This window comes from Krasilnikovia sp. MM14-A1004 (assembly GCF_047159485.1).
Lineage (GTDB): Bacteria > Actinomycetota > Actinomycetes > Mycobacteriales > Micromonosporaceae > Actinoplanes.
Genome location: NZ_AP038773.1, coordinates 6,940,880 through 6,962,149, shown reverse-complemented (window position 1 = coordinate 6,962,149; position 21,270 = coordinate 6,940,880). Strand labels below are relative to the sequence as shown.

The 21,270-nt window shown below is 70.1% G+C and carries 17 protein-coding genes; 12 read left to right on the top strand and 5 right to left on the bottom strand.

Annotated elements, in window-relative coordinates; all coding sequences use genetic code 11:
- Positions 1–14: 14 nt before the first annotated feature.
- Positions 15–1,634, top strand: a complete 1,620-nt coding sequence (locus ACMCNN_RS30470; protein ID WP_412743900.1) for an arylsulfotransferase family protein — start codon at positions 15–17, stop codon at positions 1,632–1,634.
- A gap of 65 nt (positions 1,635–1,699) precedes the next feature.
- Here ACMCNN_RS30470 and ACMCNN_RS30465 read toward each other — a convergent pair whose 3' ends face one another.
- Genes ACMCNN_RS30465 through ACMCNN_RS30455 form a run of 3 tightly spaced genes read right to left on the bottom strand, consistent with a single transcriptional unit; the run spans position 1,700 to position 4,201 of the window.
- Positions 1,700–2,446 (bottom strand): CDP-alcohol phosphatidyltransferase family protein, encoded by a 747-nt coding sequence (locus ACMCNN_RS30465; RefSeq protein WP_412743899.1) that lies wholly within the window; start codon positions 2,444–2,446, stop codon positions 1,700–1,702.
- Entirely contained in the window at positions 2,421–3,482 is a 1,062-nt protein-coding gene (locus ACMCNN_RS30460) for an iron-containing alcohol dehydrogenase family protein (protein WP_412743898.1), read from the bottom strand. The genes ACMCNN_RS30465 and ACMCNN_RS30460 overlap by 26 nt, the downstream gene beginning before the upstream one ends.
- Positions 3,470–4,201 carry a sugar phosphate nucleotidyltransferase gene (locus ACMCNN_RS30455; protein ID WP_412743897.1) on the bottom strand — a complete coding sequence of 244 codons (732 nt, stop codon included), beginning with the start codon at positions 4,199–4,201 and terminating at the stop codon, positions 3,470–3,472. The genes ACMCNN_RS30460 and ACMCNN_RS30455 overlap by 13 nt, the downstream gene beginning before the upstream one ends.
- 351 nt (positions 4,202–4,552) lie before the next feature.
- Here ACMCNN_RS30455 and ACMCNN_RS30450 point away from each other — a divergent pair, with 351 nt between their 5' ends.
- The 3 genes from ACMCNN_RS30450 to eccB all read left to right on the top strand — a co-directional run bounded on the left by ACMCNN_RS30450 (position 4,553) and on the right by eccB (position 8,391).
- Positions 4,553–5,647, top strand: a complete 1,095-nt coding sequence (locus ACMCNN_RS30450; RefSeq protein WP_412743896.1) for a PLP-dependent aminotransferase family protein — start codon at positions 4,553–4,555, stop codon at positions 5,645–5,647.
- A 130-nt stretch (positions 5,648–5,777) separates the two neighbouring features.
- Positions 5,778–6,923, top strand: coding sequence for a magnesium and cobalt transport protein CorA (locus ACMCNN_RS30445; RefSeq protein ID WP_412743895.1), 1,146 nt, complete (start codon positions 5,778–5,780; stop codon positions 6,921–6,923).
- Between the two features lie 43 nt (positions 6,924–6,966).
- Entirely contained in the window at positions 6,967–8,391 is a 1,425-nt protein-coding gene (gene eccB, locus ACMCNN_RS30440; protein ID WP_412743894.1) for a type VII secretion protein EccB, read from the top strand.
- A gap of 16 nt (positions 8,392–8,407) precedes the next feature.
- Here eccB and ACMCNN_RS30435 read toward each other — a convergent pair whose 3' ends face one another.
- On the bottom strand, positions 8,408–9,055 hold the full coding sequence (locus ACMCNN_RS30435; RefSeq protein WP_412743893.1) for a hypothetical protein: 648 nt from the start codon (positions 9,053–9,055) through the stop codon (positions 8,408–8,410).
- A gap of 127 nt (positions 9,056–9,182) precedes the next feature.
- Here ACMCNN_RS30435 and ACMCNN_RS30430 point away from each other — a divergent pair, with 127 nt between their 5' ends.
- Positions 9,183–9,713 carry a peptidylprolyl isomerase gene (locus tag ACMCNN_RS30430; protein WP_412743892.1) on the top strand — a complete coding sequence of 177 codons (531 nt, stop codon included), beginning with the start codon at positions 9,183–9,185 and terminating at the stop codon, positions 9,711–9,713.
- Between the two features lie 27 nt (positions 9,714–9,740).
- Positions 9,741–10,652 carry a rhomboid family intramembrane serine protease gene (locus tag ACMCNN_RS30425; protein WP_412743891.1) on the top strand — a complete coding sequence of 304 codons (912 nt, stop codon included), beginning with the start codon at positions 9,741–9,743 and terminating at the stop codon, positions 10,650–10,652.
- Here ACMCNN_RS30425 and ACMCNN_RS30420 read toward each other — a convergent pair.
- Positions 10,628–11,068 carry a PH domain-containing protein gene (locus ACMCNN_RS30420; RefSeq protein WP_412743890.1) on the bottom strand — a complete coding sequence of 147 codons (441 nt, stop codon included), beginning with the start codon at positions 11,066–11,068 and terminating at the stop codon, positions 10,628–10,630. The two genes, ACMCNN_RS30425 and ACMCNN_RS30420, sit on opposite strands and share 25 nt — an antisense overlap.
- 36 nt (positions 11,069–11,104) lie before the next feature.
- Here ACMCNN_RS30420 and ACMCNN_RS30415 point away from each other — a divergent pair, with 36 nt between their 5' ends.
- The 6 genes from ACMCNN_RS30415 to ACMCNN_RS30390 all read left to right on the top strand — a co-directional run bounded on the left by ACMCNN_RS30415 (position 11,105) and on the right by ACMCNN_RS30390 (position 21,051).
- Positions 11,105–12,235, top strand: a complete 1,131-nt coding sequence (locus tag ACMCNN_RS30415) for an acetyl-CoA C-acyltransferase (RefSeq protein WP_412743889.1) — start codon at positions 11,105–11,107, stop codon at positions 12,233–12,235.
- Between the two features lie 58 nt (positions 12,236–12,293).
- Complete coding sequence (locus tag ACMCNN_RS30410; protein WP_412743888.1) at positions 12,294–12,764, top strand: hypothetical protein; 471 nt, start codon at positions 12,294–12,296, stop codon at positions 12,762–12,764.
- 176 nt (positions 12,765–12,940) lie between these two features.
- Complete coding sequence (locus tag ACMCNN_RS30405) at positions 12,941–14,707, top strand: S8 family serine peptidase (protein ID WP_412743887.1); 1,767 nt, start codon at positions 12,941–12,943, stop codon at positions 14,705–14,707.
- Positions 14,708–14,923: 216 nt separating this feature from the next.
- Positions 14,924–15,673: a hypothetical protein gene (locus tag ACMCNN_RS30400; protein WP_412743886.1), complete on the top strand. Its 750-nt coding sequence runs from the start codon at positions 14,924–14,926 to the stop codon at positions 15,671–15,673.
- Between the two features lie 244 nt (positions 15,674–15,917).
- Positions 15,918–16,424, top strand: coding sequence for a hypothetical protein (locus tag ACMCNN_RS30395; RefSeq protein WP_412743885.1), 507 nt, complete (start codon positions 15,918–15,920; stop codon positions 16,422–16,424).
- Between the two features lie 631 nt (positions 16,425–17,055).
- Positions 17,056–21,051 carry a tetratricopeptide repeat protein gene (locus ACMCNN_RS30390; RefSeq protein ID WP_412743884.1) on the top strand — a complete coding sequence of 1,332 codons (3,996 nt, stop codon included), beginning with the start codon at positions 17,056–17,058 and terminating at the stop codon, positions 21,049–21,051.
- Positions 21,052–21,270 lie beyond the last annotated feature (219 nt).

Here is a 21,270-nt window from a genome sequence, read left to right as displayed (position 1 = left end):
GGAATGAGGGTGCCGTGACGGACACCCAGTCTTCGGCGACCGCTCCCGACCCGGATCCGTACCACTCGCCCGTGCCCGCCGGTGTCTCACGCCGCAGTGTGCTGCTGAGCGCCGGTGCCGCCGCCGTGTGCGCCGTCGCCGGTGTCGCCACCGGCTACGCCCTCGCACGGACCGGCGAGGAGTCGGCCGGCGCCGGGTCCGGGCAGCCCGCGGCAGGGCCGGCCACGGCGGGACAACCGGCAGCCGGGCAGGCGGCGGGGCCGCCGAAATTCCGGTCGCGACCCGATCTGCGCACGTTGCCCGACGTCACGATCACCACGCCCGCCAGGGCGACCGCGCCGGGCTACATCTTCCTGACCCCGGCCTCCGGCGCCGGGCTCTGGGGCCCGTTGATCGTGGACGAGCGGGGTGCGCCGGTCTGGTTCCGCAAGGTCCCGGATCCGGCGACCGTCGCGATCGACCTCAAGGTGCAGCGGTACCGGGGGCGGCCCGTGCTGGCGTGGTGGGAGGGGACGATCGGCGGCACCGGCGGGCAGGGGGTCGGGCAGGGCGAGTTCGTGCTGGCGGACCGGTCGTACCGGGAGGTCACCAGGATCCGCGCCGCGGGCAGCGAGCAGGCCGACCAGCACGACTTCGTCATCACGCCCCGCGACACGGCAGTGTTCTGGGTGTACGAGCCGGTCCCGTACGACCTGACGCGGGTGGGCGGCCCGGCCGACGGGGTGCTGCACGACTGCGTGCTGCAGGAGATCGACATCCGGACCGGGCGCAAGCTCTTCGAGTGGCGGGCCCGTGACCACGTCGCGGTCGAGGAGTCGTACGCGCCGCTGCCCACCGGGGCGTCGGCGCGGCTGCCGTACGACTACTTCCACGCGAACTCGGTGGCCCTGGACGCGGACGGGCACCTGCTCGCCTCGTCGCGGCACACCTGGACCACGTACAAGATCGACAAGCGGACCGGGCGGGTACGGTGGCGCCTCGGCGGGAAGCGATCCGACTTCGCGGTGGAGCCGCGCGCTGCCTTCGCCTGGCAGCACGACTTCCGCCGCCGCCGCGACGGCTCGTACGGGCTGTTCGACAACGGCGCGGGCGTGACCAAGGTGCACGAGCAGTCCCGCGGTCTGGTGCTCACACTGGACGAAGCCACCCGCCGGGCCGTGTTCGTCGCCGAGTTCCTGCACCCCGACCGGCTGTCGGCGCCGACCCAGGGCAGCTTCCGGGAGCTGGCCGACGGCGGGGCGTTCATCGGGTGGGGCCAGCTGCCGTACTTCACAGAGCACGCGCCGGACGGCACGGTCCGCCTGGCCGGGCACCTGCCCGCGGACAGTCAGTCGTACCGGGCGCAGAAGGCGGAGTGGGACGGCGAGCCGCTCGACCAGCCCGCGCTGGGCCTGCGCGTCGAGGGCGGCAACGTGATCGTGACGGCGAGCTGGAACGGCGCCACCAGGGTGACCCGCTGGCGCGCCAGGGCCGGGGACCGGCCCGGCGCACTCACCCGGACCGTGACGGCCGACCGGACCGGTTTCGAGACCACCCTGTCGCTGGCCGGGACGCCGGAGTACGTGGTCGCGGACGCGCTGGACGCCACCGGCCGGGTCCTCGGCTCGTCGTCGGCGATCCCGGTGCGGGTCTGACGGGCTGGCTCGCGGCAGACTCGGTGCCGCTGCCCGGTCAGCCGGAAGGCGAGTGCGGTCGGCGGTCAGCCGCGCAGGGCGGCCCGGCCGCTGAACGCGATGCTGGCGGCCAGGAACGCGCCGTTGATCAGGGTGAACGCGGCGACCAGCCACACGGTCCACTGTGGCGCCACGGTCAGCACCACGCCCGCCAGGGCGATCACCGCGCCGTAGTCGCGGACCAGCTTGACCACGCGGACCGGCAGCGACGTGCTGGTCACCATGCTGGCCGCCTGCGGCCCGGTCTGCATGACAGAGGTGACGAGGTTGACCATCCAGGTGCCCGCGAACGCGGCCAGCAGCCAGGCGGGCGTCTCGGGGACCTGCGCCGCGGCGGTCGCGGCGAGCGCCGCGACCAGCGCGATCTGCGCGGCGACGTCGCACAGGACGTCGACCCGCGCCCCGGCCGCGCTGGTCTGGCCGGTCACGCGGGCGAGCTGCCCGTCCGCACAGTCCAATGCGTACGCGGCCTGCCAGCCGAGCAGCGCCAGCAGGCCGATCGGCCACGTCCACACCTCGCCGGTGGCGACCCGGTGCGCCCCGGCCACCACCACGAACGACACCAGGCAGCTCAGCCCCAGGTTTCCGGCCGTGAGCACGGTCGGGGCGAGGCGGCGCTTGTGCGCGGCCACCGCGATGCGCGCGCCCAGCCGCTGGCTGACCGCCTCGCTGAACAGCCCGCCGCCCCGGTTGACCGCGTAGTAGTCCGCCGCAGTGGGCGCGGCGGCCGGGGGGGTCCGCGTGGGCTCAGTGCTGTGCGAGGGCGTCGTCATATTCGGCCAGCTTCCGTCGGATCTCGCCCGGGGACATCGCCAGGTGTTCCAGGATCGTGTACCGGTCCGGCCGGGTCCGCGGTGCGAACTCCACCGCCTGCACGAACTGATCGGCGTCCAGCCCGACGTCACCGGCGGTACGGGGCAGCCGGTGCCGGGCCAGGCACTGCGCTATCTGGACGAAGCGCCGCTCGTCACCCCGCAGGAAGGTGCAGAACAGTGCGCCGAGCCCGGCCAGCTCGCCGTGGGTCGCCGTGCCGGGGAACAGCGAGTCGATCGCGTGCATGATCTCGTGGCAGCCGCCGCTGGACGGCCGGCTGCTGCCGCACACCGCCATGGCCAGCCCGCTGGAGATCAGCGCCTCGGCCAGGACGGTGACGAACGCGTCGTCGTCCATGTCGCCGGGCATGGCCAGCACCGCCTCGGCGCCCATCCGGGCGAGTGAGGCGGCCAGGCCGTCGACCGGTTCGCCGCGGACCTCGCGGGCGAGTTCCCAGTCGGCCAGCGCGCTGATGTTGCTGATCACGTCGCCGATGCCGGCGCGGTTCACCAGCTCCGGGCCGTTCTCGACGAAGTCCAGGTCGACGATGACGCCGAACGGGATGTGCACGCCGTACGAGTTCTTGATGCCGTCGTGGATCAGGCTGGCCACCGGGGAGGCGATGCCGTCGTTGGCCAGGCTGGTGGCCACGGAGACCATCGGCAGGCCCCAGCGGCTGGCGGCGTACTTCGCGGTGTCGACCGTCTTGCCGCCGCCGATGCCGACGACCGCGTCGTACTGGCGCGAGCGCAGTTTGGTGGCCAGTTCCAGCGCGGAGTCGAGGGTGCCGCCGGTGGTGGTGTAGACGTCCGCGGAGCCCAGCGAGGGGCGGATCAGGTCCGCGATGCGCTCGCCCTGGCCGGGGCCGACCACCACCGCCACGTCGCCGCCCGAGGAGATGCGCCCGTCGGCCAGGATCTGGCCGAGGTCGGCGACGGCGCCGCGGCGTACGTGAATGTGCAGGGGGGTCTGCACACTGCGGGCTAGTAGCGGCATGCGATCTCCCGCGCCTTGGCCAGGTCGTCGTGGTTGTCGACCTCTACCCACTCGACCTCGCCGATGGTGGCCGCGCGCACCTCGCCGCCGCGGTTGGCGTACTCCTGGTAGCCGTCCTCGTAGTAGAGGTCGGGGTTGCGCTCCCAGGTGGCCTTGAGCGCATCGGCCAGGCCCGCGGCGGCCTCGGCCTCGATGATCGTGGCGCCGATGTACTCGCCGAACGCCTCGGCCGGGTCCATCAGCTTCGTGATCTTCACCAGCTGGCCGTACGCATTGAAGACGGTCTTCATCTCCTCGTCGGCCAGCTTCTTGACGCTGTCCACCGCAAGCAGGATTCCCGGTCCCCGATTGGCGAGGAGGGTCTGCTCGACGCTGACCGGATGCACGGTGTCGCCGTTGACCAGCAGCGCGCCCTGGGCGAACTGGTCGCGGGCCAGCCAGAGCGAGTACGCGTTGTTCCACTCCTCTGCCTTGTCGTTGTGCACGAGGGTGAGCTTCACGCCGTACTTCTGCTCGAAGGCGTCCTTGCGCGCCTCGACCGCGCCCGCGCAGTAGCCGACCACGACCGTGATGTCGGTCAGGCCCGCGGCGGCGAGGTTGCGCAGCGAGATGTCCATGATCGTGGTCTCCCCGTCCACGGGGACGAGCGCCTTCGGCAGCGTGTCGGTGTACGGGCGCAGCCTGCGCCCGGCGCCGGCGGCGAGTACCAGACCGATCATGGGGTTCCTTCCACAGCAGGGGTGTCGAACGACGAGGATAGCCGCGCGACAGCTACCGAGCGTAGCCAGCACCGCGAATCCGTCGTCCGCGAATTGCCTGACCATTCCGCCCGTCTTCCCCTGATTCTCACCGAGACCCGCCCCGATCGCCGGACGGGGCCCCGGGTCTGCCGACCTCGGCACCGGTGGGGTGGTCGACGCCTTCGCCCGCCGGGAAAAGCTCCCGTATCCAGGTCCGTTCTCCGCAGAAAGATCGGCCGTCGTCATCGGTGGCGACAGGTCCGGCGGGTGCGGCGAAAACCGGTCCGGGCAGGGGAAATCTGCGTTGTGCCGCCTCGTAAGCTGAGCGGTATGACCGCTGAGCAGTTGATCTCCTTTGCCCGTGGCGCCCCCTCTCTGGACATCGTCGACGTCGAAGGTCTCAAGGCCGCCGCCGTTCGCGCGTTCGAGGCCGATCCGGCCGGCGTGACCGCGTACGGCACGTCGGTCGGCTACCTGCCGCTGCGAAAGTGGATCGCGGACAAGCACGGCGTCGCCCCGGAGCAGGTGATCGTCACGAACGGTTCGCTGCAGGCGGACGCGTTCCTCTTCAACCACCTGGTCACCTCCGGCGACGAGGTCGTCGTGGAGAAGCCGACCTACGACCGGACGCTGCTGAACCTGCAGAACCTGGGCGCCAAGGTGCACCAGGTGACGATCGAGCCGGACGGCATCGACGTCGACGAGCTGCGGCGCCTGCTGGAGTCCGGGGTACGCCCCAAGCTGGCCCACATCATCCCGAACTACCAGAACCCCGCCGGGGTCACGCTGTCGCTGGCGAAGCGGCACGCGCTGCTGGAGCTGGCCGTCGAGTACGGCTTCACGATCTTCGAGGACGACCCGTACGCGGACATCCGGTTCCGCGGCGAGGCGCTGCCGTCGATGCTGTCGCTGGACACCCACGGCGTCGTCGTGCACGCCTGCAGCTTCACCAAGACGGTGTGCCCGGGCGTGCGGGTCGGCTACCTGGTCGGCCCGACCGAGGTGATCGGCGCTATCGCCAAGAAGGCCACCAACCTGTACATCTCGCCCGGCATGGTGTCCGAGGCGATCGTGCACCAGTTCTGCGTGTCGGGTGACATCCAGCGCTCCATCGCCACCGTCAGCGCGGCGCTGGGGGAGCGGGCCCGGGTGCTGGGCGAGTCGATCCGTACGCACATCCCCGGCGCCACCTTCACCGAGCCGGACGGTGGCTACTTCCTCTGGGTGGATCTGCCCGCCGACGTCGACGTGGACAAGCTGTTCCCGGTGGCCACCGCGAAGGGCGTGGCGATCGTCAAGGGCAGCGACTTCCTGCTCGACGGCGGCAAGAACTCCGTCCGCCTGGCGTACTCCGCGGTGACGGTGGACCAGATCGACGAGGGTGTGCGCCGCCTGGCCGCGGCGATCGCCGAAGTCCGCGGCTGACCCACCACCACCGGAGTCCCCGGGGCCGCCCGTCCTGTGCACGCGGCCCCGGGGTCACCGGCGCGAGCGGCTCCCGTCACCGGGCTGGCGTAGCCTCAGGCGGGCCGTCACGCGTGTAGGGGGAGGCGTCATGAGCGAGGGCAGCGTGCGCCGGGTCAGGCAGACCGGCAACAACCGGTCGCTGTCGCGGGCCTGGGCCGCCCCGGTGCGGGCGATGAACCGGATCCTCGGCAGCACCGACTCCCCGGACGCCACCGCCGAGCAGTGCCTGGACGGCAGCGCGGTGGTCGACTGCGGCGTGTACGTCGACGGCAAGCGCGAGCCCGGCGAGTTCACCCCGAGCGCGGCACTGCGGCTGGCACGCTCCCGCGACGACGCGTTCGTCTGGCTCGGCCTGCACCAGCCGTCCGACTCCGAGATGTCCGCGATCGCCCGCACGTACGGCCTGCACGAGCTGGCCGTCGAGGACGCGGTGCAGGCGGAGCAGCGCCCGAAGTTGGAGCAGTTCGGCGACGTACACATCCTGGTGCTGCGCACGGCGCGCTACGTGCCGCACAGCGAGCTGACCGAGACCTCCCAGATCGTCGAGACCGGCCAGATGATGGTCTTCGTGGGGGAGCAGTTCGTGATCACGGTGCGCCACGGCGACGCCTCCGAACTGGTCTCCGTCCGGGCCGGCCTGGAGGCCGAGCGTGCGGGGCTGATGCAGCACGGGCCCTGGGCGGTCGCGTACGCGGTCACCGACCGGGTGGTCGACCTCTACCTGGAGGTCGCCGACCAGGTCGAGGCGGACCTGGACATCCTGGAGGAGCGGGTGTTCGCGCGCGGCACCGGCAGCCCGATCCAGCAGATCTACCAGATGAAGCGGGAGCTGGTGGAGTTCCGCCGGGCGGTCGTGCCGTTGCAGCGGCCGCTGGCCACGATCACCGCCCCGCAGAGCCGGGTGGTGCCCAAGGAGATCCGCCGCTATTTCCGGGACGTGCACGACCACCTGACCCGTACGGTCGAGCAGGTCACGTCGTACGACGACCTGCTGAACTCGATCCTGCAGGCCCGGCTCGCCCAGGTGACGGTCGACCAGAACAACGACATGCGCAAGATCGCCGCCTGGGCCGGTATCGCGACCGTATGGACCGCCATCGCCGGGGTGTACGGCATGAACTTCGTACACATGCCCGAGACCCAGTGGCTGTACGGCTACCCGGTCGCGGTCTCCATCATGTTGATCATCTCGGTGTTGCTGTACCGGGCGTTCCGCCGCAACGGCTGGCTGTAAGGGGCGCCCCCCACGGGACGGCCGCCACCCCTAGAGTGGCCGGGTGCCGTCGCGTCAGGATCAGCTGCACTCGTACCAGTACTCGCTGCAACGGGTCGTTGCCGCGCTGGTCACGCACGACCCTGACCCGCACCGTTCGCCGCTGCGCCGGGCCGGCACGACCGCCCTGGTGAGTCTCGTGATCGCCGCCGTCGCGGTGGGCGCGGCCGCGGTCTACGGCCTCGTCACCGGGCGCAGCAACGAGGATCCGCGCAACGAGGCGGTCGTCTTCCTGGAGAAGGGCTCCGGAGCCCGGTACGTCTACGTCAAGGCCGACGACCAGCTGCATCCGGTGCTGAACTACGCATCCGGCCTGCTCATCGCGAACGCGCCGGCGCCCGAACTGAAGACCACCACCCGCGAGCGGCTGGCGGCGGTGCCGCTGGGCGCCCCGCTCGGCATCCCGGACGCTCCGGACTCACTGCCCGACTCCGGCGACCTGATCGGGCAGCCGTGGTCGATCTGCACGCAGGTGCCCGACGGTGCGGCCGCCGACCAGGGCCCCCGCAGCACGCTGCTGGTCGGCGACCGGCTGACCGACGGCACGATCGCCACGGCGCCCGGCGACGGCCGTCCCGCGCAGGCCCTGCTGGTGCGCGACCCCGACGACCGGATCTTCCTGGTGGCCGGTAACCGGCGCTTCCTCATTCCCCGCGACCGGTCCGGAGCGATCTTCACCGCATTCAACTGGAGCGACCGGCGCCCGTGGCCGGTGGCCGCGGCGTGGGTCAACTCGATCCCCCTCGGGCCCGACATGCGGCCCCTGTCGATCGACGACCGGGGCGATCGCTCCGGCGTGCCGGACGCCGAGATCGGCCAGTTGTTCACCGACGGCAAGCAGTGGAAGGTGGCGCTGGACAACGGCGCGGCCCCGATCACCGAGGTGCAGGCCCGGCTGCTGCTGACCGTCGAGGGCACGAAGCAGACGACCCTGGACGGGCCCGCGTTCATCAACCTGCCGCCGTCATCGACCTCGCTCATCGACGCGGGCGACGCGAACGGACTGCCGTCCACGCTGCCCGCCGTGGCCGACCCGCCCCGCAGCGCCTGCGTGACCCTTCCGGTCGGTGCGGACGGAGCGGGCCTGCGGATCGACCCGACCGTGCCCGAGGGCACCCCCGCCAACGGTGCCGCGGCCGTGCCGGGCGGCGTGCAGGCCGACCGGGTGCACGTGGCCCGCGGCCGGGGCGCGGTGGTGCTGTCCCTCGCCTCGCCGACCGCACCCGCCGGTTCCGGGACGGTGAGCATCGTGACCGACACCGGGCGCCGGTACCCGGTCGCGAACCGTGAGGTGCTGGCGAAACTCGGCTACGGCGGGGTGACGCCCCAATCCGTACCGGCCCAGCTGGTGGCGCTGCTGCCGCAGGGACCAGCACTGGACGTCACCCGGGCCCGGCGGGCCGGATCGGGTGACGTCCAGGGCAACTAGCCGGGAAACCCCGGATCTAGGACTTGTGCTTGCCGGTCCGGGCCACCTCCGGGCCCTGCGGGGACGTGCCGTTCTGATTCGCCGTGTCGGCCTTGCTGCTGGTCGTCGGCGTCTTGTCCGGGGTCATCGTGCCGGCCATGGGGTCGATGGGCTCGAAGGCGGCGTCGTCCGCCCCGCCGATCGACTCCACCGTGGCGCCGATCGTACGATCCGGGTCGTATTCGTCCCATTGCGCGGCCTTACGCCGGCGGGCCAGGTAGGCGGCGCCCGCTCCCACGGCGACGCCCGCCATCGCGAGCCCGACCAGTCTCGACCGGCGCTTCTTGGGCTTGTGGGTCATCCGTGCGGCGCGCTTGCGCATGTCACGCTTGCCCTTGCGGGACGCCTTCGAGGTGTCCTTGCCAGCCTGCCGGATGGTCTCGCCCGCGGCTGCGACCAGCGGCGTCAGGGTCGCCACGGTGCTCTCCCAGCTGGTCGTGGCGGTGTCGCGTGCCCTGGACGCGGCGGGCTGCATCCGGTCCTTGGCGGCGGAGAGCTTCGGCCCCATGGTCGCGCTGGTCTCCTGCGCGGCAATGGTCGCCGCGCGCTTGAAGTGCTCGACGCCCTGGCCGAGTTCGTGCTTCATCGTCGCGTTGCGGCGCTTGCGGCGCATCGTTGCGAACACCAGTGCCCACCTCCTGAGGGTTATCTCTAGGCCATGTTGCCTTCCCAGGTACCCCCGCGCATCCGGATCTGACACATGGGGCAGGATCCGAATTACGAAACGAACTGTCCTACAAAGGGGAGTACCCGTGGCCCAGATGCTTTACGCCACTCTGCACACCAACCACGGCCCGATCCGGTTGCAGCTGTTCCCGGATCACGCGCCGGCGACCGTGCGCAACTTCGTGGAGCTCGCGGAGGGGACGAAGGAATACACCGACCCGCGTACCGGCCAGAAGGGCAGCGGGCCGTACTACGACGGCACGATCTCGCACCGGGTCATCGCCAACTTCATGATTCAGATGGGTGACCCGACCGGCACCGGCCGGGGCGGACCCGGCTACCAGTTCGGGGACGAGTTCCACCCCGAGCTGCACTTCGACCGGCCGTACCTGCTGGCGATGGCGAACGCGGGGCCGGGCACCAACGGCTCGCAGTTCTTCATCACGGTCTCGCCGACCCCGCACCTGAACCGGCGGCACACGATCTTCGGTCAGGTGGCCGACGACCAGTCCGCCAAGGTCGTCGACTCGATCGCAACCACCGCGACGGGCCCGGGTGACCGGCCCCGCGAGGACGTCGTGATCGAGCGGGTGGAGATCGAGCGCGTCGAGGGCTGATTACCCCGTCCGGGTACCGTTGTGGGCATGAGTGACGTGCCCACGACGGTCCCGGTCTGCTACCGCCACCCGTCGCGGGAGACGTACGTCCGGTGCACCCGGTGCGAGCGGCCGATCTGCCCCGCCTGCATGAACGAGGCGTCGGTCGGCCACCAGTGCCCGGACTGCGTCACCGAGGGCCGGCGCAGTCAGCGGACGGCCCGTACCGCCTTCGGCGGTGCCGTCACCCGCGGGTCCGCCGTGGTCACGAAGACCCTGATCGGCATCAACGCCGCCGTCATGGTCCTGTCACTCGCGACCGGTGGTGCCGGTGCCGTGGCCGGCGGCGGCATGGGTGGCCTGCTCGGCGGCAGCACCCCGCTGACCGAGTGGGGCGCCGTGCTCGGCTACGCGATGTACGGCCCGCCCGGCGCGGCCGAGGTGCACGGCGTCGCGGCCGGGGAGTGGTACCGCCTGGTCACCGCGATGTTCCTGCACTACGGCGTGCTGCACCTGCTGATGAACATGTACGCGCTGTGGATCCTCGGGCGCGAGCTGGAACGGCTGCTCGGCTCGGGCCGCTTCGCCGCGCTCTACCTGATCTCGGGGCTGGGCGGCAACGTCGCGGCGTACGCGTTCGCCGGGCCCGGCCAGATGACCGCGGGCGCCTCCACGGCGGTGTTCGGCCTCATGGCAGGCTTCTTCGTCATCCTCAAACGGCTGAACCTGAGCGTCGCGCCGATCCTGCCGGTGATCGTCATCAACGTGGTCTTCACGTTCGCGGTGGCCGACGTCTCGGTCGCGGGCCACCTCGGCGGTCTCGCGACCGGTGCGGTCGTGGCCGTGATCTTCGCGTACGCGCCGCGCAACCGGAGGACCCTGATCCAGGTCGTCGGCTGCTCCCTGGTCGTACTGGCGCTGCTGGCCCTGGCCCTCTACCGCACCGCCGTGCTGCTCTGACCCGTCGCCCCGGTACGCAGTGCGGCCAGCGCCTGCGCCACTTCGTCCGGCGGCGCACCCAACTGGTGCTCGCTGAACAGGTACAGCGCCTCCCCGGCGTCCACCTCCAGCAGCTCACTGCGCAGGCCGAGGCGCTGGCGCCGGTCCACCCGGACCCGTTCGATCGCCGCCCACTCCAGGCGCCGACGGCGGGCGAAGCCGGTGACCACGGTGATCCCGTCCGGGTCGGCCGCCAGCCGGACCGGGGCGATCAGATCGGACAGCGCCCAGCCGCACAGGCCCACCGCCGTGGCTCCGACCAGCACCCACCGCACCGGGTCGTCGCGGCCGAACGCCACCACGAGTACGCACAGCGCGATCGCGCCGAGCAGCTTGGTGACCGGTAGGACGGGCTTCACATGCCAGCGCTGGGGCATGGTCCCACTATGACAGCCAGGCGTACCGTCGGCGGTATGCGCGATGCGGTGATCGTCGGGGCGGTGCGTACCCCGGTCGGCCGGCGGAACGGCGGGCTGTCGGAGACCCATCCGGTCGACCTGTCGGCCCACGTCCTGCGGGCCCTGGCCGAGCGCGGCGGCTTCGACCCGGCCGACGTCGAGGACGTGGTCTGGGGCTGCGTCTCCCAAGTTGGCGAGCAGTCGTGGAACGTGGCCCGCAACGCGGTGCTGGCCGCCGGCTGGCCCGAGTCCGTGCCCGGTACCACCCTGGACCGCCAGTGCGGGTCCAGCCAGCAGGCGCTGCATTTCGCGGCAGCGACCGTGCTCAGCGGCCAGGCCGACCTGGTCGTGGCGGGCGGGGTCGAGTCGATGAGCCGGGTGCCGATGGGCTCCAGCGCGCTGGACGCCGACCCGTACGGTCCGGCGGTCCGTGCCCGTTACGGGGTGGACGGCTTCAACCAGGGCGTCGGCGCCGAGATGATGGCCGCGCGGTGGGGCTTCTCCCGGACCCAGCTCGACGAGTACGCGCTGGCCAGCCACGCCGCCGCGGCCAAGGCCCAGGACGCCGGGCAGTTCGACGTCGAGATCGTGCCGGTCGGCGAGGTGGCCCGCGACGAGGGCATCCGCCGGGACACGACGCTGGCGAAGCTGGCGGCCCTGAAGACCCCGTTCCGCGCCGACGGGGTGGTGACCGCCGGGTCCGCCTCGCAGATCTCCGACGGCGCGGCGGCGCTGGCGGTGACGACGTCGCGCTGGGCGGCGGCCCACGGCCTGCGGCCGCTGGCCCGCATCCACACCGCCGTGGTGGCGGCCGACGACCCGGTCATCATGCTGACCGCCCCCATCCCGGCCACCGCGAAGGCCCTGGCGCGATCGGGCCTCACCCTGTCCGACATCGGGGTGTACGAGGTGAACGAGGCGTTCGCGCCGGTGCCGCTGGCGTGGCTGGCGGAGACCGGCGCGGATGCGTCCCGGCTCAACCCGCGCGGCGGGGCGATCGCCCTCGGGCATCCGCTCGGCGCGTCCGGCGCCCGGATCATGACGACGATGCTGCACCACATGCGACAGTCCGAGATCCGGTACGGCCTGCAGACGATGTGCGAGGGCGGCGGAATGGCCAACGCCACTATCGTCGAGATTCTGTAATTCGGTATTCATCGGGAATCGGCCGCAGCTTTGCCCCGAGGGCGCCGTTAAACGCCACATGGACGTGTTTTCCAGAACGTTCCTCCCCGCCGCCGCCGAGGCGGGCGTCACCATCCCCACCGTGAGCCGGCACATGCCGATCTTCCGCCGATGCGTCGAGTCCGACGACGCCACGGTGCTGGTCTCCCGGTGCCTGCGTCCCGAGCACGCCATGTCCGGCGATTTCCTGCTGCTCCTCACGTACCGTCGGCTGGTGGTCACGCAGGAGACCCTGGTGCTGCGCCGACTGCGCCTGCACCTGAACGCGAATCTGCGCCACCTCGACAACGTCACCTGGAACATCGACCTGCGCCGGCACGCGGTCGACCTCGCGGCCACCGCTGTCGACGGCGTACGGGAACGCTTCCGTATCCGAATGGCCGATCCCGACCACGTCTGGCGGGTGGACTCGCTTTTGCGGCATGTCTTCCGGGAACGCGCGGCGCAACCGGCCGGTCACCGCCCGGTCACCGCGGTTGCCGCCGTGTAGTCGCTTCTTCCACATGTGGTGAGGATTTCGCCGGTCCGACGTGGACAGATCTCGCTTTCGTCTCCGCCGATCGGATTGATCGCCGATTCCCGATAGAGTGCCCGCGCACCGTCGGCCTGGCGGCGCTCCAGGTCGGCACGGCTCATCGCGCCGTGCGTACGCGGAAAAGGGCGACGATGCGGAATCATCGGGCGGGAACTGCGCTGCTGGTTTCGGCGCTGGTCGTGGGAATCGGCGCGGCGGCGCCCGCGGCGCATGCCGAGCCGGGCGGGGTCCGGCTGGTCGTCGGGTTCCGCTCCGGCGACGGCCTGGACGGCGTGACGCACCGCCTCTCCACGGCTGCCGGGCTCCGTTTCAAGGGCACCCAGCGGCTGGCGGCGAAGCTGCGGGCCCGCACGCTGACCGTGCCGGCCGGCGATGTCGCCCGGGTGAGCGCCAAGCTCCGGGCGGACGCCAACGTGGCGTTCGTCGAGGTGAACCGCCAGGTATCCAAGCTCGACGTGACTCCGGACGACACGCATTTCGCCGAGCAGAGCCAGCTCGGGCAGATCCACGTACCCGCTGCGTGGGACACCACGACGGGTGCCGCGAGCACCGTGGTCGCGGTCGTGGACACCGGCGTCACTGTGGCCGACGACCTGGTCGGCGCGACGCTGCCGGGCTGGGACTTCGTGAACGACGACGCCGACCCGGCCGACGACGAGGGCCACGGCAGCGAGGTCGCCTCCGTCATCGCGGCGCGCGGCAACAACGGTGCCGGGATGGCCGGCATCTGCTGGCAGTGCCGGATCCTGCCGGTCAAGGTGCTGGACAGTACGGGCCTGGGCTTCGACGACGACGTCGCCGACGGCATCGTGTACGCCGCGGACCACGGCGCCAAGGTGATCAACCTGTCGCTGGGTGGCCCTGGCGGCGCCAGCAGGCTGCTGCAGATGGCGACCGACTACGCCCGGAGCAAGGGCGCCGTGGTGATCGCCGCGGCGGGTAACGACGCCCTGCCGCAGATCAACTACCCGGCGGGCAACGCCGGGGTGATCGGGGTCGGTGGCACCGACGCGTCGGGAAACCGCTTCGTGGTCAACGTCCCGGGGGTCGGCAACGTCGGCTCCAACTACGGCGCGAGCTGGGTCGACGTGGCCGCGCCGTTCTGCACGCTCGCGCAGAACCCGCTCGCGCAGGACCCGGCCGAGGAGTACGACACGTTCTGCGGCACCTCGGCCTCGACGCCGCTCGTCTCCGGCGTCGCCGCGCTCGTGAAGTCGCACGACCCGGCGGCCAACCCGTGGTCGGTGGAGCACGCGCTGACCGCCACGGCACAGCCCCTGACCGGCAACTGGGTCAAGTACGGCGAGATCCGCGCGGACAAGGCCGTCCTGCTGCCGGTCGACCACACCCGGCCCACCGTGGGCGGTACCACCCCGGCGAACATGACCAAGTTCCGGGGCACTCTCACCGTCTCCGCGACCGGCGTCTCCGACAACGCGGGCGGCTCCGGCCTGGACCACGCCTCGCTGTACGCCGACGGCAAGTTCGTGGGCAGCGACTACAGCGCGCCGTTCGCGGTGAAGTTCAACAGCGGCAGCCGCAACGGCACGGTCAAGCTGCAGTGGAAGGTCTTCGACCGGGCCGGGAACGTGACCACCGACAACCGCAACGTGGTGGCCGACAACCTGGCGCCGGCCCTGAAATGGACGTCCGGGCCGGCGAACAACAAGAGGGTCAAGGGCAAGGTCACCGTCAAGGCCAGCGCCAGCGACAAGGGCAGCGGCGTCCTGCGGGTGGAGCTGTGGATCAACGGCAAGCTCGCCCAGTGGGACACCAGGGCGGCCTACAAGTTCGTCGTCAACACCGCCAAGTACGGCAAGAAGATCAAGGTGCAGCTGCGGGCGCGGGACAAGGTCGGCAACGTTCGGTCGCTCAGCACCCGTACCTGGAAGCGCTGAGACGCCGGGTCGGCGTTCCCTCACTAACAGTGAGGGAACGCTCTCCCGTGGTGAGCCCTCAACTCGGAAAGTAACGCTCCGAGTCCGTACAGTCGCGCTTGCTGCGCTGGATCCCCGAACTCTGGCGAACACAGAGAGCTACTTGAGGTCGGGTTGATGTGGTCCCGGCATCGTTTCCCGTGTCAAGCAAACGGGGATGCTGAAGGGAACCAAATCATGAAGCTGTCGCGCCTGATCGCCACCGCGGGTGTGGCCCTGGCCGGCGCACTCCTGGCCGCGCCGCAGGCGGCCTCGGCGGCCGCGTCCGCCGAGGTGCCGGGCGCGCCGATGGGCGTGCAGCAGCTGCGCTCGGCGACCAACGCCGCCCAGACCGAGGTGTTCTGGAAGCCGGCGGCCTTCGCCACCCGCTACCGGGTCAAGGTCCTCGACGGGGCCACCACGGTCGCCTCCTACCTGGTGCCGGCCAGCCAGGCGGCCACCGCGAGCGGCCAGTACCACGTCACGGTGTCGACGCCGAACAAGTGCTCGGTATACAAGATCACGGTGCGCGCCGAGGACGCGCTGGGCCAGGGCGCCCAGGTGATGGTGACCGAGAAGTCCCTCGCGCCGACGATCGTCACGAAGGCCCGGGCGTTCTGGGGCGCCGACCGGACCCGGGCGACCTTCGAGATGACCGCGCCGCAGTGGAAGGGTTACCTGGTCGGGTCGGGCGGCGGCGCCAAGGCCGACGACCTGAAGAAGCCCACCATCACGGTCACCGTGACGATGCAGCTGGTCCGTCTTGCCGACAACAAGGTGCTCACCACGGTCACCAGCCCCCAGGCCGGCTGGACGACCGCGAAGCTCGGCAAGGTCTTCACCGGTCTGGACGCCAAGCGCGCGTACGTGCTGAAGGTGTCGACCTCGAACGGCTGGGGCACCTGCGCCCAGCAGGACGGCAAGATCCTGCTCAACCGCGCCGCCTGACGGCCGGAAACGACAACACGGCAAACAGAACGACGAAGGCCCCGCGAGCCTGCATCCCATGCAGACTCGGCGGGGCCTTCGCCGTTCACCCGTCCGTCGCCGGAAGGCTCCGCTCACAGTGGCTCGAACCGGCGGGGTACCTCAGCCCCGTCGTCCGCCCCTTGAGGCAGTGGCAGGTCCCCTGCCTAGTGGATCATGGATGGTGCCCCTCAGATCCAGGGCGTGGATGAAAGGAACTCCCCCCATGCGACGACGTCTACTCACCGCAGCCGCCACCATGGTGTCGTGCGCTGTCGTGTTCGCTGGCGGTGCTGCCGCCCCGGCGTTCGCCGCCACGACACACCACGAGGTCCATGTCTCCGGGACCGCGCACATCAAAGACGACGAGTGGCGTCACGACGACATCGGCAACCACAAGCTGGCACGCCAGACACTGCGACTGCCCACCGACGGCTTCATCCACTGGACGCCGTGCCAGGGCCGCGAGGTAACGGCCAACTTCGAGGTCCACGCGAAGCTCATCACCGGCGACCCCAAAAAGGTCGGGTGGGCACGGGTGCACGCGTCGCTGTGGCTGCTGGAAGGGGTCAGCTGCAACAGCCACGATGTCGACGCCAAGAAGGCAATCGACATCGACGTGCCGCCCAACGGCGAGGTGACCCAGTCGCTGACCGCGGTGACCGGCGAGCGGAACAGCGAGGACTACGCGACGGTGACGTTCAAGGTCGAGCACGATCTGGTCAACGACTGACGGAGCGGTCGCTTCGCCGGCGTTCGACCGGCGCGAGAGACTGCAGGCAATCCATGACGAAGGCCCCGGAGGTCTGCGTTCATCGCAGGCCGGCGGGGCCTTTGCCGTGTTCGGTGAGTGCGGAGGGCGTGGGATTCGAACCCACGATGAGTTTCCCCATACCGGTTTTCAAGACCAGACCTCCCAGCGGGTTGACCTGCTGGAACAGGTCGAACGGGCGCTTCCTGGTCACGCCACGGTCGCACAACCGCCGAGTTCGGACTCTGGTGAGGCGAGTCACCGTTGCGATCGGCGGCACGGAATACACCCTGCCAAGGCCGATCTGTTGTCGGCAAATGAGCGCTTTCCCGGCGACGGCATCTCGCTTACAAGATCGATCAATGGTCGTGCGGGGGGTGTTCAGGTGAGTTCATCGCACGGCTCATGGGCCAGCTACCTCAGCCTGATGCCGAGACGGACGGAGCCATCCAACCCCGGCACCGCATAGTGATCATCAGCTGTCCGGCCAGTCGTCGAGCTATTCCCCTGCCCACCGAACTCCATGATCTTGGCGTAGCCCTCTAGTGACTGTCGGTAGGCTTCGGGAATGCCGGTAGGCCGCTGGAGTCGGTTGCGTAGGTACGGCTTGTGGGTGATCGTGCCTGCGCTGGTTTGTGGTGCGGCTGCTTGGGCGGCCTTGGCCGATGACAAGCAGGGCTGGACTGTCGTCGCGGCTGCCGTTGCTGGAGTGGTGGGTGCATTCGGGCCGTCGGCGACCGATCATGTTGCGGCGGCGCGGGACCAGAAGCACGCCCAGGCTGACGCGGTGGCGCGAGTGCGTGTCGCAGAGCTGCCGGAGTCCGTGGCGTGGTTGCTGCGTCCGGAACGGGGGGTGGTGCCGTTCTTCGGCCGCGGCTGGGTGTTGCGGCAGCTGGAGTTGTGGGCAAATGACTCGGACGTGGCGGTACGCCTGCTGGTAGGCGCTGGCGGAGTGGGCAAGACCCGGCTCGCCCGAGAGTTTGCGTCTCGATTGACAGGGTGGCGATGCGAATGGATTAGCCCACATGCTGAGGCGCAGGCCGCAGAGCTGATCACGTCGGGGAACTTCGGGCCTCGTTCGCTGCTGGTGGCGGACTACGCGGATTCGCGGGATCGCGCGGCGTTGGCAACGATGTTGGGTGCGGCGCAGCGAGCGGACGGCGTTCGGGTACTACTGCTGGCGCGGACGGCGGGATTGTGGTGGCAGACCCTGTCGGCGGCGTTCCCGCAACAGGCGCATCTGGTCGACGCATTGACGGCAGCGCCGAGTGTGGTGGTCGACCTGCCAGCCCAGGTCGACGATGTGCACGATGCGCCAACGATCGTGTCGGAGGCGGCGGCGGCCTTCGCAGCAGTGCTGGGACGGCCGGAGCCGGAAGCGGACGAGAGGCGTGCGTGGCCAGCCAATACCCCGGTGCTGCGATTGCACGCTGACGCATTGGTCGCGGTACTCGATGGGGCACACCGCCAGGGCAACTACGACGTGCTGGGCGAACTGCTGGGGCACGAGAGCCGATATTGGTTGCACACCGCACGGCAAGCGAAATTGCTCGGCACCACCGACGATCCTGCTGGCGGCGAGGCGCTGCGGCAGGTGGTAGGAATCGCCGCGTTGGTCGGCGCGGACACGCCAGCCGAAGTCGAGCAGGTGGTCCGGCGGGCGCCCCTGCTGGCGGATGCAGATGAGTCGCGGCTGACCCGGTTTGTGTCGTGGTTATCTGGCTTGTACCCGACTGAGGCAGGGGCCGTGTTGGGTGTGGTGCAGCCGGACCTGCTAGCGGAGGCTCTGGCGGTGCAGGTCCTGACCTCGTGCGCGGAAGGTGACCGGGAAGTGGTGTTGGTCCGGTTGTCCTCGGGGCAGGCGAAGCGGGCCTTGACAATGTTGGGACGGGCGCGGGTGCACCAACCCGACGCGGAAGCGCTGATCGATACTGCGCTCGCGGCTGACCTCCCCCGCATGGTCCAGGCGGTGGCCGAGGTTGGAGTCCAATTCCCTGGCGTTTTCGCCTCGCGGGCAGTGCGACTGCTCGCCAGTTCGCATATCGATTCCGACTGGGCGAAAGGGCTGGCCAGGACGGTGCCCTATCCCTCGCTAGAACTCGGTCCGCTCGCGCTGTCGTTGACCGCCCGCATCCTCACTCTCCTCCCCGCGGATGCCCCGATCGCCGACAGAGCGGGTTGGACCAGCATTCACGCGATTCGGTTGGCGGAGGCAGGCCGACGCGCCGACGCGCTGCAAGCCAGCCAGGAAGCCGTCAACCTGTACCGGGAGCTGGTCGAGCTCAACCGCGACGCCTACCTGCCCAACCTGGCCAACTCGCTCAACAACCACGCGAACCGCCTAGCAGCGGCGGGCCGACGCGCCGACGCGCTGGAAACCAGCCACGAAGCCCTCAACCTGTACCGCGAGCTGGTCGAGCTCAACCGCGACGCCCACCTGCCCGACCTGGCCAACTCGCTGAACAACCACGGCGTGCGCCTGGGAGAGGCCGGCCGACGCACCGACGCAGTACAAGCCAGCGAGGAAGCCGTCAGCCTGCGTCGGGAGCTGGTTGAGCTCAATCGCGATGCCTACCTGCCTGACCTGGCCATCTCGCTCAACAATCATGGGCTGCGCCTGGCGGAGGTGGGCCGACGGCCCGACGCGCTGGAAACCAGCGAGGAAGCCGTCAACCTGGGCCGGGAGCTGGTTGAGCTCAATCGCGATGCCTACCTGCCCGACCTGGCCATCTCGCTCAACAATCATGGGCTGCGCCTGGCGGAGGTGGGCCAACGCGCCGACGCGCTGGAAACCAGCGAGGAAGCCGTCAACCTGCGCCGGGAGCTGGTTGAGCTCAATCGCGACGCCTACCTGCCCGACCTCGCCAACTCGCTCAACAATCATGGGCTGCGCCTGGCGGAGGTGGGCCAACGCGCCGACGCGCTGGAAACCAGCGAGGAAGCCGTCAGCCTGCGCCGGGAGCTGGTTGAGCTCAATCGCGACGCCTACCTGCCCGACCTCGCCAACTCGCTCAACAACCACGCGAACCGCCTAGCAGAGGCGGGCCGACGCGCCGACGCGCTGCAAGCCAGCGAGGAAGCCGTCAGCCTGCGTCGGGAGCTGGTTGAGCTCAATCGCGACGCCTACCTGCCCAACCTGGCTGGCTCGCTCAACAACCACGCGATCCAGTTGGCGGGGACCGGCCGACGCGCCGACGCGCTGGAAACCAGCGAGGAAGCCGTCAGCCTGTACCGCGGGCTGGTCGAGCTCAATCGCGACGCCTACCTGCCCGACCTCGCCATCTCGCTCAACAACCACGCGAACCGCCTAGCAGAGGCGGGCCGACGCGCCGACGCGCTGGAAACCAGCCACGAAGTCCTCAACCTGTACCGGGAGCTGGTTGAGCTCAATCGCGACGCCTACCTGCCCGACCTGGCCGGTTCGCTCAACAACTATGGGCTGCGCCTGGCGGAGGTGGGCCGACGCGCCGACGCGCTGGAAACCAGCGAGGAAGCCGTCAGCCTGCGCCGGGAGCTGGTTGAGCTCAATCGCGACGCCTACCTGCCCGACCTGGCCACCTCGCTCAACAACCACGCGAACCGCCTGGCGGAGGTGGGCCGACGCGCCGACGCGCTGGAAACCAGCGAGGAAGCCGTCAGCCTGCGCCGGGAGCTGGTTGAGCTCAATCGCGACGCCTACCTGCCCGACCTGGCCACCTCGCTCAACAACCACGCGAACCGCCTGGCGGAGGTGGGCCAACGCGCCGACGCGCTGGAAACCAGCGAGGAAGCCGTCAGCCTGGGCCGGGAGCTGGTTGAGCTCAATCGCGATGCCTACCTGCCCGACCTGGCCACCTCGCTCAACAACCACGCGAACCGCCTAGCAGAGGTGGGCCAACGCGCCGACGCGCTGGAAACCAGCGAGGAAGCCGTCAGCCTGGGCCGGGAGCTGGTTGAGCTCAATCGCGATGCCTATCTGCCCGACCTGGCCACCTCGCTCAATAACTGTGGGGTGCGCCTGGCAGCGGCGGGTCGAAGCGCCGACGCGCTACAAGCCAGCCAGGAAGCCGTCAACCTGTACCGCGGGCTGGTTGAGCTCAATCGCGATGCCTACCTGCCCAACCTGGCCAATTCGCTCAACAACCATGGGCTGCACCTCGCAGCGGCGGGTCGAAGCGCCGACGCGCTGGAAACCAGCCAGGAAGCCGTCAGCCTGCGCCGGGAGCTGGTCGAGCTCAACCGCGGTGCCTACCTGCCCGACCTCGCCACCTCGCTCAACAACCAAGCGAACCGCCTAGCAGAGGCGGGTCGAAGCGCCGACGCGCTACAAGCCAGCCAGGAAGCCGTCAGCCTCCGCCGGGAGTTGGTCGAAGTTACCCGCGGCGCCTACCTGCCGGGCCTTGCTAGGTCATTGACGAACTTGGGTGCTGTGGCGCTCCGAGTCGACGCAGTCACTAACGAGGTTGTTGCACTGACCGCCGAAGGCGTCCAGTATTTCGAGCAACTCGCGGCCGCCGAGCCGGACGCGTTCGAAGCTGGACACCGTGACGCGGCCAACACGCTCGCCAAACTACGGCACGCCGACCGCACGAGGAATACCGCTGGATTAGACAAGCGAGCGAACACGTAACTGCCCGCTTGTGGGGACGCCTCGGTGCTTGCTGCGGCTAGCCACAGCGAGGCCATCACTCCCGGCAACACGCTTTCCAAGTCTGAGTGGGTGCGTCCGGGTGCGTCCGGAGGCATCCGTCGCCCGTCAGCTACCTGGCCGTCGACCAGCGGCCTAGCTTTCAAGCGAACCGTCGTGAACACAGGCGGACGGGGGCGGAGAAGCGGTGCCTTCCGGCGC

Coding starts and splice junctions, on each gene's coding strand:
- ACMCNN_RS30395 (WP_412743885.1), top strand. CDS start 15,918: ATGCGACGACGTCTACTCACCGCAGCCGCCACCATGGTGTCGTGCGCT.
- ACMCNN_RS30460 (WP_412743898.1), bottom strand. CDS start 3,482: ATGCCGCTACTAGCCCGCAGTGTGCAGACCCCCCTGCACATTCACGTA.
- ACMCNN_RS30405 (WP_412743887.1), top strand. CDS start 12,941: ATGCGGAATCATCGGGCGGGAACTGCGCTGCTGGTTTCGGCGCTGGTC.
- ACMCNN_RS30425 (WP_412743891.1), top strand. CDS start 9,741: ATGAGTGACGTGCCCACGACGGTCCCGGTCTGCTACCGCCACCCGTCG.
- ACMCNN_RS30420 (WP_412743890.1), bottom strand. CDS start 11,068: ATGCCCCAGCGCTGGCATGTGAAGCCCGTCCTACCGGTCACCAAGCTG.
- ACMCNN_RS30410 (WP_412743888.1), top strand. CDS start 12,294: ATGGACGTGTTTTCCAGAACGTTCCTCCCCGCCGCCGCCGAGGCGGGC.
- ACMCNN_RS30455 (WP_412743897.1), bottom strand. CDS start 4,201: ATGATCGGTCTGGTACTCGCCGCCGGCGCCGGGCGCAGGCTGCGCCCG.
- ACMCNN_RS30415 (WP_412743889.1), top strand. CDS start 11,105: ATGCGCGATGCGGTGATCGTCGGGGCGGTGCGTACCCCGGTCGGCCGG.
- ACMCNN_RS30465 (WP_412743899.1), bottom strand. CDS start 2,446: ATGACGACGCCCTCGCACAGCACTGAGCCCACGCGGACCCCCCCGGCC.
- ACMCNN_RS30450 (WP_412743896.1), top strand. CDS start 4,553: ATGACCGCTGAGCAGTTGATCTCCTTTGCCCGTGGCGCCCCCTCTCTG.
- ACMCNN_RS30445 (WP_412743895.1), top strand. CDS start 5,778: ATGAGCGAGGGCAGCGTGCGCCGGGTCAGGCAGACCGGCAACAACCGG.
- ACMCNN_RS30400 (WP_412743886.1), top strand. CDS start 14,924: ATGAAGCTGTCGCGCCTGATCGCCACCGCGGGTGTGGCCCTGGCCGGC.